Annotated in this window: 12 protein-coding genes, 1 tRNA gene and 1 pseudogene; 4 read left to right on the forward strand and 10 right to left on the reverse strand. The window is 45.0% G+C overall.

Annotated elements, in window-relative coordinates; all coding sequences use genetic code 11:
- Positions 1 to 125: 125 nt before the first annotated feature.
- The 3 genes from Q337_RS0110790 to Q337_RS0110800 form a co-directional block, all read right to left on the reverse strand.
- Positions 126 to 1910, reverse strand: a complete 1785-nt coding sequence (locus tag Q337_RS0110790; RefSeq protein WP_026471605.1) for an ATP-dependent helicase — start codon at positions 1908 to 1910, stop codon at positions 126 to 128.
- On the reverse strand, positions 1903 to 3687 hold the full coding sequence (locus Q337_RS0110795) for an ATP-dependent nuclease (RefSeq protein WP_034279914.1): 1785 nt from the start codon (positions 3685 to 3687) through the stop codon (positions 1903 to 1905). Before Q337_RS0110795 ends, Q337_RS0110790 begins: the two co-directional genes overlap by 8 nt.
- A 676-nt stretch (positions 3688 to 4363) precedes the next feature.
- A complete protein-coding gene (locus Q337_RS0110800; protein WP_026471607.1) occupies positions 4364 to 5242 on the reverse strand; it encodes a class I SAM-dependent methyltransferase in 879 nt (292 codons plus the stop codon).
- Between the two features lie 379 nt (positions 5243 to 5621).
- Between Q337_RS0110800 and Q337_RS0110805 the strand changes: the two genes are divergently transcribed.
- A tRNA-Glu gene (locus tag Q337_RS0110805) sits at positions 5622 to 5697 on the forward strand.
- Positions 5698 to 6045: 348 nt separating this feature from the next.
- Here Q337_RS0110805 and Q337_RS17490 read toward each other — a convergent pair.
- From Q337_RS17490 to Q337_RS0110840, 7 genes and pseudogenes are all read right to left on the reverse strand, one after another.
- A pseudogene (locus Q337_RS17490) lies at positions 6046 to 6471 on the reverse strand (acyl-CoA thioesterase); the annotation flags it as partial.
- 35 nt (positions 6472 to 6506) lie between these two features.
- Entirely contained in the window at positions 6507 to 7781 is a 1275-nt protein-coding gene (locus tag Q337_RS0110815; protein WP_026471608.1) for a heme biosynthesis protein HemY, read from the reverse strand.
- Complete coding sequence (locus Q337_RS0110820) at positions 7778 to 8704, reverse strand: hypothetical protein (RefSeq protein ID WP_026471609.1); 927 nt, start codon at positions 8702 to 8704, stop codon at positions 7778 to 7780. Before Q337_RS0110820 ends, Q337_RS0110815 begins: the two co-directional genes overlap by 4 nt.
- A 144-nt stretch (positions 8705 to 8848) precedes the next feature.
- Positions 8849 to 9688 (reverse strand): uroporphyrinogen-III synthase, encoded by an 840-nt coding sequence (locus Q337_RS17495; protein WP_051526796.1) that lies wholly within the window; start codon positions 9686 to 9688, stop codon positions 8849 to 8851.
- 20 nt (positions 9689 to 9708) lie between these two features.
- Entirely contained in the window at positions 9709 to 10629 is a 921-nt protein-coding gene (gene hemC, locus Q337_RS0110830; RefSeq protein WP_026471610.1) for a hydroxymethylbilane synthase, read from the reverse strand.
- Between the two features lie 217 nt (positions 10630 to 10846).
- On the reverse strand, positions 10847 to 11593 hold the full coding sequence (locus Q337_RS0110835; protein WP_026471611.1) for a LytR/AlgR family response regulator transcription factor: 747 nt from the start codon (positions 11591 to 11593) through the stop codon (positions 10847 to 10849).
- 49 nt (positions 11594 to 11642) lie between these two features.
- Entirely contained in the window at positions 11643 to 12686 is a 1044-nt protein-coding gene (locus tag Q337_RS0110840; RefSeq protein ID WP_169733759.1) for a sensor histidine kinase, read from the reverse strand.
- Between the two features lie 186 nt (positions 12687 to 12872).
- Here Q337_RS0110840 and argH point away from each other — a divergent pair, with 186 nt between their 5' ends.
- The 3 genes from argH to Q337_RS0110855 all read left to right on the forward strand — a co-directional run bounded on the left by argH (position 12873) and on the right by Q337_RS0110855 (position 15228).
- On the forward strand, positions 12873 to 14243 hold the full coding sequence (gene argH / locus Q337_RS0110845) for an argininosuccinate lyase (protein ID WP_026471613.1): 1371 nt from the start codon (positions 12873 to 12875) through the stop codon (positions 14241 to 14243).
- Between the two features lie 94 nt (positions 14244 to 14337).
- Positions 14338 to 14625 carry an oxidative damage protection protein gene (locus Q337_RS0110850; RefSeq protein WP_026471614.1) on the forward strand — a complete coding sequence of 96 codons (288 nt, stop codon included), beginning with the start codon at positions 14338 to 14340 and terminating at the stop codon, positions 14623 to 14625.
- Between the two features lie 297 nt (positions 14626 to 14922).
- Entirely contained in the window at positions 14923 to 15228 is a 306-nt protein-coding gene (locus tag Q337_RS0110855; protein WP_026471615.1) for a hypothetical protein, read from the forward strand.
- The last annotated feature ends 127 nt before the right edge of the window (positions 15229 to 15355 follow it).

The raw sequence follows: 15355 nt of genomic DNA on the forward strand, positions 1-15355 counted from the left end.
ATTTATTTGAATTGACCCGCTGCAGCTATAAGCTAAAGGAAGAGAGAATATATAGCCATAATCAGACAATGAAAGTTTAAAATTCACTTCTTCTTTTGTTAAATGAATTAAATAAGTAAAGAAATTCAATTTGAATCTTTAGTCCGCTTATAGAATTCAACCAAGAACTCAGAATGATTTCCATCTTCATAAACCAAACATAATATCTTTCGTGGTCGAGTAACTGCTACATAAAAAAGCCGTCTGGCTTCCTGTAGTGCTTTAGGAGTTTTGCTATCCCATTTATTTGGGATAATTCCATTATTAATTCCAAAAATGATAACAACATCAAATTCACGTCCTTTAGAACTATGGAAAGTACTTAAATTTAATCTACCACTTCCTTCTGTTTTCCCAGCAAATAAATTCAGAGACATATCTTTATTTTCAACAGAAGAAGTACGTTGCATGAGCTCTGAACATGTATGCCACTCCTGTAAACTATTACGACAAATAGTTGTCCACGGAATCAGTAATTCCTTATTTAATCTTGATAACCACTCATTTGTAGTTTCCTGAAGAGTTATACTTTTTTGTAGAAATTGGATGAGGGATAATGTTAGTGACTGTTCTTCACTTTGAGTGTAGTGCTTACCATAAACTATACTTAATGCCTGTCTGACTAATCTACCAAAAGATGGTTCAGCAAGTTTCCATCCACCAGTAACCCATTTTGCACAGTCTTCAATGAAGCAGGCTAGTTTTGAACTTCGTTTAACCAGAGCATTGGTGTCTGTACGATAATATATTAATTTTTCCTGCTCCAAAGCCTCTACAATTTTATCACCGAGCCAGGCAGCACGATATAAAATAGCAATCTGTTCATTACCAAATCCTTTGGAATTTAATTCAGGTAGCAATTTCCCTGTAATAAATTTTGCCTGAGCTTCCAGAGAACCATTTACAGGATTAAATATAATTTCCCCTTCAGGAGCACCATCTGCACTTAAGTACTCTCTTTTCTCATTGAGGGCCCCTGATGATGCTTTTATAATTTTTGTACCAGAGCGATAGTTATATTTAAGCTGAATGGTTTGAACATCCTTTTTTTTTGTTAAACTCTCTAATAATTCCGGATTTGCTCCTGTAAAACCATAAATTGACTGATCAGCATCTCCTACAGCAAATAAACGGATACTTCCATTAAAACAAAGTAATTGTACTAGCTCATGTAGTACATGACCTAAATCCTGATACTCATCTACGAAAAGAACTGGAAACCGAGCTTCTAATGCTTCACGAATCCAGGTATTCTCCTTGATCATTCTAAACGCAATAAGCGGCATATCGTCAAAATCAATAAGTCCGTCTTTTCTTAATTCTAGCTCATATACTTCAATAAATTCAGCTAGTTCCTCATTCTGACCTTTCCATGAAGCAAGTGATCTATCTACATCGCGATTTCTTTTTTCTTTGGCAAACTTCCACTGTTGATGAGGATCTCCCGAATCGTTATAAACAACTTTATAAGCACTCTCAACTGCTGCATCACATTCAGCTCCACTAGCTACTTTAAAGCCATGAGGAACCATATCTTTAATGCAGCGAGCATAGGGAATTATAATCTGGGTTAAAGCAAAGCTATGGACAGTGCCAATAAAATTCAAGTCTCCAGATGAAACTCCTAATTTTGAAAGTCGTGTTTCAAGCTCAGTAGCACATTCGTTATTATAAGTGATGCAGGCAACTGCTCTGGGAGCAATAATTTCTTCATGTAGAACCCTTGCAATAGCTGTAGTCAGAGTTTTGGTTTTCCCACTGCCGGGGCCGGCCAGAACAACACAATGAGTTTTACAATTTACAGCTTCATATTGCTCCTTGTTTTTTTTTAGTTCATTTAAAGATTGCTGCAAACTAAAATAATTAGACATTTTTCACCATATATTCAACCGCATCACGAATATAAGCCGGAGGTTCCATATCTGATATTTTCTTTTTCAACTTTCCACTTAAACGTCCTTTTCCTATATCTTTAATCATGGCAAGTAGCTGTGTAGTATCGACATCAGCAGCTCCAGTTCTCCACTCGGCTATACGTTTTGTTCGTACTGCGCCAAAACCTTGCTCATTCAAAATATCCAATAATGCATCACGTAAATTAGGTGTTCTAGCTATGGCAACTTCAAAGGTTTCATTGTTGAGAAAAATTCCTCTTTTTGCCCAAGCTGTTGAAAATTTTTCAAAATCAGCATTAACACACCAACTCCTATCTTTTTCAGACAATTTTTCTACATCTTCATCTACTTCGCAAACTGCATCCCAGATGCCAATCGTTCGGGCTCTGCCTAAAGGTTCTTTTGATCCATCTAAAGGATCCCAATCAGTAATAACGGTGAAAGGTAAACCTAAACCTGCTGCTAATTTGATATAAGGATTAAAATTGACGCCAGCCACATTGCAAACAGTTATACCTAGTCCATTAAGGTCGTGACCTAGTTGCTCTGAAAAACTTGGAATCAGAGTCTCTTCTGCATCTCCCTCAACAAAAATTACTCCTTTGGCAAATAAAATTTCGGAACGGGTTGCTATTAAATATTGCTCAATATCATTAAGCTCGTTCTCACTAATTGGTAACTCGGCTAAAGAATATGCTCTTGTACTACCTTCCATGAAGCGTAAATTAATAATTGAGCGTAGAGGCACTGTTGCAGCTATTGTAGGTGAATGGCTGGTAATAATTAGCGCCTGAGCAGGATCTTTTTCCCTAAAAATATTGTTAAAGACGCTACGTTGAAGTTGCGGATGAAGATGTGCTTCTGGTTCTTCTATACAGAGTAAAGAATAATTTCTTTCATTTTTTTCTTTGCGCCATGCAAACTCAGCAAGTTTTAACGCCATAAGCATAACATTTGCTGAGCCTAAACTCGCTTCATTAATACTTCGCTTCCCTTCATCAATATACATACCGAGAGAACGAAATAATCGTAGTGGATCAGCATTGGAAAATCTTAGTGAAGTTTTTAAATCATGGCCTTTACCTGAAAGACTTAGAATTCCTTGGCTTAATGACTTTTCTAAAGTTTTGATTTGAGGTTGATCAACTATTTTTTGATTCGCAGATTCCAAATCAATTGAAACTTTTTCTAGCTCTTCTAAGTCAATTGATGCCATAGCATTTTCTATTAATGGTCTTAGTGGTGAATTTCTCCAAGAACCCAGTTGATTTTCTGCATCACGCAAAGCATCAAGTAGATCAAGACAAATTCTTCTACGAACCTGATTATTAACAGACCTTTCTACTTCTCCACCACCATAAATTATAAATTCATAATCTTCATTGTTTGTAGTTAACTCAGCAATATCTGGCTTACGCCTATACAAATAGCTCAGACGAACCACCTTAGGATCTTCCGCAATACGATAGTCTGTAAGTAAGGCTGTTAAAGCTGGATCATTATCAAAGTCAGTAAAGTCCAGATGAACTTGGATTTCCGGATTTTTGGCAAAATCACATCCATCCCAAAAATCAGATAACTTTAATTGACGAGCAGAATCGGGAAGTGATTGGTCAAGGACTAAACGCATTGCAAAAAGCAGGTTACTTTTCCCAACACGATTTTCTCCCAGTAAAACCATATTACTGCTTAGAGCTATATCAATAAAATCAAAATTTCTGAAATTATGAATTTTGAGGTTACTTAAACGCATATATAATTTCTTGTTAAATTACTTAATTAATCATATAAGATATTTTTCTCTGACTTTCAAGCCGATATGTAGGGTCATACGTGCTAGCGGCAAGATTCTCTAATATGTTTCAGAGCTTATAAAAAAGCTGATCGCCAGCTTTTGAGGTAGATGAATCAAAATATGCTACCCTTGTTTATCTATAGAATATCTTAAATTAGCTAAAGCAAATGAAGCTTCTGATCAATACTATATTTCAGTTGAAATCATTTTCGTATCAAGTAAATTTAGTCAAATAAACCATTGTATCTAAAATTATTAATTGTCTTTGGAGATCGAACCCGGTACAATTTAAGGGATGCCTAGATGTTTAAAATACGGGTAGATTTGTTGGTATTTCTGTTGGTATTTTTATGATTCCAGTTTTTAAAATACGTTGGTATATAAGCTTTTGAATATCCAATTCGATCCTGCTTATCCCACCATATTTAGATTCAAAGAAGTCCAATATAGTCCTAAAAGCCTTGAAGCATATAGCTCCAAGGCTTTTTTGTTAGCAGATTAAGCCTATTTAGTGATTAATGGTCTAAGCGTTTTCCTTTAAAACAAGACAAATATGTTCTACGTGACTGTTCCAAGTTTATGCAACAGTCTTTATCATCTTAAATTAGAAGTTTGCTTGTTTCAATATGACTTATTAATGCCCAGCCAAACGTAAGTGCAACAAGTGCGTGGCTATGGTATGCCGGATATGATCAGGTCGCTGGTTAAAATAACGCGCATTCATTGCAGCGCCTGATAAATCTTCAACCACTTCAAACCCCATTTGCTCTACTGCCTGATGTAACACTGACGGTCTAAACTGACCAATTAACGGCTCTTTTAGAAACTGGGTAAATTGCGATACCGCAAAGCTCCCCAACCGCTCAATGCCCTGCAATTCCTGATAATGAATTGAATAATCCAGCACCACTTCGCTTAATGGTGCAGCAAAACTGGCAATGCGCTTGAGTGTGTTTAATGTGGTTTGTGGTTCCAGATAGTGGGTAGTTCCTAGCCACGAGAAAAAACCAGGCATCGTTTGCTGATAACTGCTGCGTGCCAGTGCATCGGCCAGAGACTCTTTTTCAAAATCAATGGCAACAAACTCAACATTTGCAGGCACAGTACCAAGCTGCTGTAATTTACGTTGCTTGGTGGACTGCGTATCCGGATGATCAACTTCAAAAATTTTAAGATCGGGATAGTGTGGGTTCTGGCGCAAGGCAAATGAATCCAGTCCGGCACCCACAAGTACATATTGATTGATCTGGCGAGCCAGTGCCTGTTGCAGCAAATCCTCTGCATATCTGGAGCGCCCTACCACCTGCCCGCTTAATAATCCCAACGTCCGATTAAATACTGGTGAATTCATGACCTTTACCAGCGATGGTGAACGCAATAGCTTTTGCCAGCTAGGACTGGTAAGCGCATAGGCATATGGGTCAGCAAATACAGGGTCAACCGTATTTTGAAAATGATTTGCCCGTAAAGCTGCAGCGGCTAATGCGGTTCTGCTTGACTGCCCTTCTTTCATGAGAATCCTGTATTGCTGTAATCAAAATTTGAGCTTTTATAGCGCAATAACCAGTAAGTACATATGGCACAAATCATAAAATTTATTCTCTGTGATTAGATATTCGGTCAGTGAATGAATCATTAACACCTGATTTAAAAATCTAGCCTAATGCAGTCCTTAGCTCCTTTAAGGCTTGCTGTAAACTAATGAGCTTAAGGATGCTTTATATGTACAGCTAACCTATTAAACCTAGAGAAAAAATGCATTGCGACCAATAAACAACCAATCAATTCATGATTATCAAATTAGTGTTTGCCTTGCGCCAGCGAACATTATAGAATTTGCGCCAAGCCTAGATGCTCAAGCACATGAACAACTTGTTGATTTGCTGATTATTGTCCCTATCGTCTAGAGGCCTAGGACATCGCCCTTTCACGGCGGTAACCGGGGTTCGAATCCCCGTAGGGACGCCAAATTCATAAAAAAGCCTGCACTTGATGCGGGCTTTTTTATTTTTAGCCTTTCCTATAGCGATAGCCGTTTTTATTGAAAGGCCGGTTTCGGACATTTGCCTTAGATGCAAGTTAAGCATCAGTACAAGGCTAGGGTCATATAAAATTCACCTAGCCTGTAGGCATTAACTCATTGATACGCTGTATAGCTCAGGCAAACGCCAAAATTCCAGACAATCAGTCTTAATCCCGGTCATGGTGCTTGCCACCAATCTTGGGAACAATTTGTTCAATATTGCCACGCAGGTTATCGCGTAAGGCTCGGCCAATATTGCTCAGGCTGGATTTTTCAGTGGGCATGCCAATGTCCAGGTCATTACCAAAATTGGCTTCCAGCGCGGCAATCCGCTGTTTGAGCTCCAGTGGCATGGCTGCTTTTTCAAAGGTTTTGGCATCTACCATCACCACAATAGCTTCGCCAGTGGCCACAATCTGCGCCTGCTGGTTGCTGTACAGCACGTAAGTCATGCGAAAGCCGGAGTTACGAATTTCCACTACCCGCACGCCGACTTTCAGGCTGTCCGGATAAAATACTGGCCTTAAATAACGGCAACTGCTGGCCGAAATTACACTGACCAATCCATGGTTAAAAGCCTCAATATGGCTTAAGTATTCAATACGCGCGCTTTCCATATAGCGGTAATACATCACATTGTTGACATGGCCAAAGGCATCCATGTCACCCCAGGCGACGGTCTGATGATAAACCACAGGACATTCTTTGATGGAACTCATACGTATTTCCTAAACTCAGGATTTAAATGACCACATTAGTGCGGTGAATTTGAATGGTAACCTGTTGAGCTGATTTTTGAATTGGCCTGATTTTCAAGCTGGCAACGCGCCTGATGCAATAACTCCAGATCCGCCAGTAATTCAGGCTGGCCGGCAAGGGCTTGGATTAAGCGTAAATAGCCAAAATCCGGATGCTGCTGCCAGCTTTGCAAAATGGCCTGTGCTGCTTCAGTCTGCTGGTCTGCCATTAACTGATGCCACTGGGCTAATGCAATAGAGGGCTGCCCAGGATAACGCTGCGCCAGTTCATTAAGGCGCTGGGTAAAATGCTGGCACTCAACATTGCCTTCCTGTAACTGGTTTTGCAACCAGATGGTTAAAACTCGTGGGTCAAATTCCAGCCGTAGCAGCTGATCAGCCAGTTGCTGGCGTTGCTGAATCAGGGTTTGCTGCTGTTCCAGCATTAATATGGGGTCATTAATTTGACTAAGAACAAACAGCCACTGGCGTGTACTGGCAATATCCTGACCGAACTCCGGTTGTGCCTGCACTGTTTGATAATAGCTAAGCAGTTGCTGTAGCTGCTCAGGGCTAGCCTGGGAAAGTTGCTGTTGCAACGCGCTTAGCCAGCCGTAATGCTGTTCAGGTGTTAATGCTGGAATGACATTCATATCCAGCAAAAGCCAGGGCTGCGCCATCAGTAATCTGGCCCATAAGCCCTGAACATAGGCCTCCCATGCCGGATTTAACGACTCGGCAAATGCTGAAACCGGTTGCTGGCTCAAAGTTGTTAATGCAGCCTGTGCCTGTGTATAGTCTTGTGCAGCAAGGTGCAGTTCAATTTGTTCCAGCACCAGCAAGTCAATAAGGGCTGAACCCTGATTCAAGGCTTGCGCTGCCTGTTCCAGCTGGGCATTTTCGCGCAGTAAATGTGCCCTAACCAGTTGTCTTAAACTGGCAGACTGGTTAAAAATGGCTTCGATTTCAGTTTGTTTGCTGGCTTTGGCGTTTAATAACCATAAACAGCCCAGTTGTTCAAATGGCAGTAGTTGCTGATAATGCTCAATTTTTTGCGGATGGCGCAAGTGCCAGTTTTTAATCCAGTGGTTAATGCGCCGAATGGCATAAACTACAGCCAGAATAAGGACAAACAACAGCAGCATGAATACTGTCGCGCTGGTTTGCACTTGCCAGCCCAGCCACACCACCAGCACATACCCTGCCCCTGACCATAACCCCAGTAAAATAATGAGACCAACACCCAGTAAAATCAGCCACAGCGCACGATGTTGTAAGGGCTGGTATTTCATGATGAAGCCTTTTGCCCGGTAAGCAGGGTAAGAGAAGTTAATTCAATATTGGCAGGCCACGGTTGGTTTTTAAGTTTGTCCAGTTGCTGGGCCATTTGACGGCTTGCCGGATCAGCTAACAAATTCAACTGGGTGAGTGCTTCAGTTAAGTTGCTGGTGAAATTAAGCTGATCGCCCTGCCCCAATGCCAGCCGCGCAATTGCCACGTTAATGCTGGCCTGCTTATAAATAAAACTGCGATCCAGCATATGCTGGCCAGCCCCTGGCGTTGCACGTTCAATCAAGAACAGGTGTTTAAACCAGTTACCAATTCCTGCTCCCTTTGGCGCTGATGACTGTGCCAGCAAGCCTTGTGGTGCCTGTACTGCCATCAGGTTCAATTGTTGTTGAATCTGCAAAAGCGACTGGTTTAGGCCAGCACGAGCCTGCTGCTGGCGTGTGGCTTGCTGGGCCAGATTTAACTGGTCAATTTTCAGGGTTTGCAGCAAGGTGTCATTAAAAGCCTCATTAGCATCCTGCTGGTTTTCAATAATATTTTGCTGTAGTTCCAGCAGGAGTTGCTGCGCTTTTTTGGCATTGCCCTGCCGTAAGCTGTCCTGTGCCAGTGTGAGAGCTGTCAGTGCCCACTGCCGCTGTTGTTGCCGCAATGTATTGCGCTGCTGATTGAGTTGTATCTGTTGCGATGGGCTAAGACGAATAGGCTGCGCTGAGTTGGCTGAACTGGCATGGTTGGCGCTGCCAGTTTGCTGCCGTGCCACTGCAACCAGACGGTCATTCAGGTCGGCAATCTGCTTTTGTGCGGCCTGCTGGCTTTGCAGCAACTGTTGCTGGCGCTGCTGATCCTTTGCATAAAGCAGATAGCTCATGCCAGACAGCATTATCAACAAAACCAGTCCCAGCAGGACAATCAGTTTTTTTTTCATAGGTGGTGCTCACGGGACCAGACTGGAACAGGTGCTACAGCATTTAGCAAACCGCTCATGCTCCATCAATCACAGTCCCGGTTAGGGTTTTAGCAAATTATCAGCAAAGCATAAAGAAGCTTTGGTATTGATACAATATTACATTTACGTCTGCTGACACTTTTGTAACTGGTCCAGCATGGCCAGAATGCTGGCCGGATTTAAACTCTCAAGCAGGATGACTTTAGGGTTATTGGCATGACACGTGTTGGCATAAGCAGTTGTCGTCACTGTCATGTGCGCTGTCTGCTGGCAGATTTTCCGGTAAATCCGCTGGCCCAGCACCAGAATATAAGGCGGTATCATTGTTCCAAACTGCTGGCCCAATTCCAGCCAATGCTGCCATGATACACCACTGGTGATGACCAGCACCTGCGGCGGCTGACTTAAAAGCTGCTGATACTGCGCCTTAGTGCTTTCCGGTAACTGGCGGTCATATAGGTTCAGGCTGATGACCTGCTGCTGGCTGGCCAGTTGCTTGAGCATAAACTGGCGGCCCCCATGCCCGCGCCAGAACATGATTGGCCCTGTTGCTGCTGAATCTGACGTTATGGCACACGACGCCGTTGAATGCTGAGCCTGCTGGAAGATATCCAGTGCCAACATACCCTCACTGGTTTCCAGTGCTGGAACCTGCGCAGTAATGCCTGCCTGTGCCAGTATGGCTGCTGTACCCTGTCCTACAGCAACCCAGTGGCAGGCTAACTGGCTGGGCAGGATATCAAGCTGTTTTAATCCGGCAAGGCCCAGTTGTGCTGCGGCTGGACTTACCACCACCACGACAGCCACCTGCCAAATTTCAGACAATTGCGGTTGAATAGCCTCAAAAGGTTCAGCCACCAGTTCCAGCAGCGGCAATTGACTCACCGGATAACCAGCCTGCTGCAAGGCCTGATTTAAGCCATCAGCCCGCTCAGCAGGTCGGGTATTTAGTACATGCAGCATGGTCAATGGCAAATACTGGCTTAAGCATACAGGGCCGCAAGCAATTCCCCTGCCCCCTGATCCAGCAATCGTTGCGCCAGTTGCTGCCCCAGTTGCTCGGCCTGTTCAGGGGCACCACTGATTTCAGCTTTTAACAATTGCTGGCCGTCGGGACTGCCGACCCTGCCCTGCATTGTTAACTGATTATTTTCAAGCACAGCAAAACCGGCAATTGGCACCTGACAACCACCCTGCAAGGTGCGGTTAAAGGCACGTTCGGCCCTAATACAAATATTGGTGGCAGGATCAGACAAGGGCGCAATCAGCGTCAGGACAGCCTGATCATTGCTGCGGCATTCCAGCCCCAGTGCCCCTTGTCCCACCGCAGGCAGACTCAAATCCGCTGGTAGAATTTGCTTAATACGCGATTCAAGCTGCAAGCGCTTTAAACCAGCCGCAGCCAGAATAATGGCATCGTATTCACCGGCATCCAGCTTGCCCAGTCGCGTGCCAACATTGCCGCGCAAATCAATAATAGTTAAATCCGGGCGATAGGCCTGAATCTGGCTTTTACGGCGCAGGCTGGACGTACCAAGGCGTGCGCCCTGCGGTAAGTCATCCAGTGTCAAATACTGGTTGGACACAAAGGCATCAAACGGATTTTCACGCTCACAAATCACGGCCAGTGTTAAATTGTCCGGCAAGTCCATGGGCACATCCTTCATGGAATGTACTGCCAGATCAGCCCGGCCATCCAGCAGGGCATTTTCCAGTTCCTTGACAAACAACCCCTTGCCGCCAATTTTGGCCAGTGGCGTATCCAGAATTTTGTCACCCTGCGTCACAAATTTGACCAGTTCAACCGTCAGTCCCGGATGCAGTGCCTGCAAGCGTGCCTTGATGTGTTCAGCCTGCCACAGCGCCAGCGGACTTTGCCGGGTGGCAATTTTTAGGGTATTCATCAACTGGGTATCCTGTGGTTAAGTCTGTACGAGACATTAATAACGGGTAGCATGCCAAATTTGCGTCACAGGCTCAAGTTATGACACGGGATGTCAGCAAAACGTCATTTGCCAGTTAAGCCCAGACATAAAAAAACCAGACCCTGACAACACAAAGGTCTGGTACTCGCAAAGACTGCGCTGGTGCCCTTAAAACCACTGCCAGTGAACTGCTTTCCTAAATATGATGAATTTTTTCCCGTAATTGCGGTAAATGGCGACGGCTCACCGCCAGACGCTCATTGATTCCCCGGCAACGTACCTGATACTGGCCAGTGCCCACAAACTCCAGCCCTTCCAGATAAGGAATTGCCAGTAAGGCATTACGGTGAATCCGGATAAAACGGTCGTGGAACTCGTTTTCAAGATCCTTGAGGGTTTCATCAATCAGTACCTGCCCGCCCGAATGGCGCACGGTGACATATTTCTGGTCGGCCAGAAAATAATAAATATTTTCAATGGGAATGAGTTCAACCCCACGATGGGTACGGGCAGCAATGTGCTTACGGGCAGGACGGTCTGGAGATTCGCTGGCGGTTGCATGCTGCTGCAATGAATTGAGCTGCGCACTGTTAAGCTTGCTGGCACGCTTTAGTGCATTTTCCAGTTGCTGCTGACTAATTGGCTTAAGCAAATATCCAATAGCCTGCGTGTTGAAGGCATCAATGGCATGCTGGTCAAATGCGGTCACGAAAATTACGGCAGGTGGCACGTCAAGATCAAGCAGGGCCTGAGCGCACTGAATCCCATTCATTTCAGGCATGCGGATATCCAGCAATACCACATCAGGACGATGTAGCCGAACCTGTTCCAGTGCCTGAAATCCATTACTGGCCTGGGCAACCACCTCGTGGCCTGCCACCTTGACCATACGCGACAAGCGCTCTCGTGCTAATGGTTCGTCGTCACAAACCAAAATATTCATGCATTCCTCCTTGCAGCATTGATTATCCTTGAAATAACCAATGTTTTTTTTATTGTTCCACGTGTGGATAATTTAAATATGTCGTAAATAATCCATTGGTTTGATGCGTTTGTAACCGGGCCTGTTTCCCGTAATACGCCTGCAATCGCTCCTGAATATTGTCTAGCGCCATCCCATTGCTAGCTCGTATGCCTGTTTTACCAGTTTGACACGGATTTGTCACCACGATTGTGACATCTTTGGCATTCACCTCGATTAAAACACTAATTGTACTACTGTGACTAAAGCTCTCAACGCCATGATAAATCGCATTTTCCAGCAGGGGCTGCAAGGTGAGTGACGGGATATTCACATCATACAAGTCATCCTCATCGGGAAGCCGCCACTCGACCTGTAAACGATCCCCGAGCCGGATGGACTCAATGTCCAGATAGCTTTTGCATAGCACAACTTCATCCAGCAAACTAATTTCACCACTGGCATTCAGGCTGGCCCGAAACAGGCGTGACAGGTTTTCCACCATATGTTCGGCCTTGGGTGGGTCAATCTGGATCAGGCTCAATACACTGTTCATGGTATTAAACAAAAAATGCGGGCGAATGCGGGCCTGCAATGCCTGAATGCGCGACAGCAACTCGGCCCGGTGACGCTTGATCATTTGTTCGCGTACATACAGGTAGCGCATGATCACCATGCCGAGGCAACCGCCCAGAATCAGGTGGTACAACACGCGCCACCACCACGGATGCTGCACGTCCAGCGCCCAGGCCAGCCCGATATTACAAACAATGGTGGTGAGCGCAATGATGCCTTCCAGCAGTACAAAACTCCAGATCACTGCTTCAAGTCGTGGCCGGGTACGTAACCAGTTACGCAACAGGTCAGCCAGCCACGCAAATGAAACTGTCACCCAGTTGACAAAAAACACGTACTGGGCCAAACCACTCCAGTGCAGGCCTATCAGACTTTTGGCTTCAATTAAAGCCAGAATCACCGCCAGCAGGTTGGTACTGACCAGCAGTTCCAGCACGGCACGGTTTTCGGTAAAATCCGGTAAAAAAAACGCGTCCTTGTTTTGTATAGGGTTACGCATCGGACCACTCATGGATGCCGAGGCTGATCTTTGCGCAGGATTTGCTATAATCGGTTTTATTTTGCCTAGCCTTAGTTTGCTGATACCCATATGACCGCACCCTCTCAATCCGCTGAACACCAATCTACTGCACACCAATCCACTGGGGAAAGCGCTGTTAATCCTGCTGAGCATGCGACCTCAGGCATGTGGGGCGGCCGTTTTAGTGAAGCGACTGATGCCTTTGTGGCTGAATTTACCGCATCTGTGCAATTTGACCAACGCTTTTATAAGCAGGATATTGCCGGCTCCATCGCCCATGCCACCATGCTGGCCTCGGTTGGTGTACTCACCCATCAGGAACGCGATGACATTATTGCCGGGTTAACCGCCATCAAGGCCGATATTGAAGCAGGCCGTTTTGAATGGCGCATTGACCTTGAAGACGTGCATATGAATATTGAAGCACGCCTGACTGACCGAATTGGCATTACCGGCAAGAAACTGCATACCGGCCGCAGCCGTAATGATCAGGTCGCCACCGATATCCGCCTGTACCTGCGTGATGAAATTGATGAATTACTGGGTTTGCTGCAAAAACTGCAAAGCGGCATTTTAGGCTTGGCGGCCAAACATACCGATACCATCATGCCCGGCTTTACCCATTTGCAAACTGCACAGCCTGTTACTTTTGGCCATCACCTGCTGGCGTGGTTTGAAATGCTGCTGCGCGACTCCGAGCGCCTGATTGATTGCCGCAAGCGGGTCAACCGCATGCCACTGGGTTCGGCAGCACTGGCAGGCACCACTTATCCCATCAACCGGGCCTACACTGCCGAGCTACTAGGCTTTGAAGCCGTATCAGAAAACTCGCTGGATGCCGTGTCTGACCGCGATTTTGCGATTGAATTTAGCAGCGCAGCGTCTTTAATTATGATGCACCTGTCACGCATGTCTGAAGAACTGATCCTGTGGACGTCGGCCCAGTTCAAGTTTGTACAAATTCCGGATCGCTTTTGTACCGGCTCATCCATCATGCCGCAAAAGAAAAATCCGGATGTACCAGAACTGGTGCGTGGCAAAAGTGGTCGCGTGTTTGGTGACCTGATGAGCCTGCTCACCCTGATGAAAGGTCAGCCACTGGCCTATAACAAGGACAATCAGGAAGACAAGGAACCGCTGTTTGATGCGGTGGATACCGTGCGTGGCTGTCTGCTGGCATTTGCCGACATGATTCCTGCGCTGCAACCCAATATCCCGGTAATGCGTGAAGCAGCGCTGCGTGGCTTTTCAACCGCAACCGATCTGGCCGATTATCTGGTGAAAAAAGGTATTGCCTTCCGTGATGCCCACGAGATTGTCGGCAAAGCCGTGGCACTCGGTGTCCGTGAAGACAAAGATTTATCTGAACTGTTACTACAGCAGCTCCAGCAATTTTCCGACAAGATTACCGATGATGTATTTGCTGTCCTCACGCTGGAAGGTTCGGTGTCCGCGCGGGATCATATTGGGGGTACTGCACCGGCACAGGTAAAAGCTGCCATTGAGCGCGCCCAGCAGCGGATTGCACAGCTTTAATCGCTTCCCAATCTTTTTTTGTTAAAGGTAGAAGTTCCCTCTTTACTAAAGAGGGTTCAGGCTAGTTTTAATAACCACCCTATAGAGAGATGACATGACCCGCACCGTATTTTGCCGCAAGTACCAAAAAAACATGGAAGGGCTGGAATTTGCACCATTCCCCGGCCCCAAGGGACAGGACGTTTTTGAGCATGTGTCCAAGCAGGCCTGGCAGGAATGGCTAAAGCATCAAACCCTGCTGATTAATGAAAAACGCCTGAATGCCTTTGAACCGGCTGCCCGTACTTTTCTGGAAGAACAGCGCGAAAAGTTTTTCACTAACCAGGATGTGGAAAAAGCCGAAGGCTGGACTGAAACTCAAGATAAGGGCAATTCAGCCTGATTGAGCTGCTTATACGACTAAAGTTATAGGCCATCCTTAAGTGGTTTTATGCAAGCTAGACTACCGAAATAGACTAAGGAGTCTAGCTTTTATTTGATTTATATTCATTTTATTTTTCTTTAATTATTAGAGCATTAACTCTATATGTTTATAAATTTTTACTGAACCATTCAGCTTTAAAAGCAAGACGTGTGACTGATTTCACCAGTCATATTATTTATTTGTCATTGATCACAAAATACTCTATATTTCGCACAAATTTTAGCCATTCCTTGCCATGCTTTTGGAGCCGTCGTCATGTTAAAGCGTTTTTTGTTTGTTGCCAGTAGTCTGGTTATTGCTACCAGTGCTGCCGTTGCTGCCCCTGTTGAAGCAACCCTCACTGGTCTCGACTGTAGCGGCGATTATTGCCAACTGGCTTTTACCGCCAATAACAAGGCACAGACAGCCATTTGCGCGGATGATACCTATTGTGAAGAATGGTCTGAACAGGAAGCTGTACCAGCCAGCGTTAAAGCCAAGACTGCCAAGTTAACGATTGAAAGCCAGCATCTGGAAGACTTAAATGCCAATGCTGATGTTGTCACCAAGATTGAGTTTTAAGTATTTGTTTTATCCTTAAGCCCAGTAAAAAAGCCCGCGGTCTATTACAGGCCACGGGCTTTTTTATGGCTTAAATTCAGCTAGCTGTTTGAACCATCAGCTGTTGAACCAGTGCCATTTGAATCAG

Origin of the sequence: Alkanindiges illinoisensis DSM 15370, assembly GCF_000619845.1 — a bacterium.
Lineage (GTDB): Bacteria > Pseudomonadota > Gammaproteobacteria > Pseudomonadales > Moraxellaceae > Alkanindiges > Alkanindiges illinoisensis.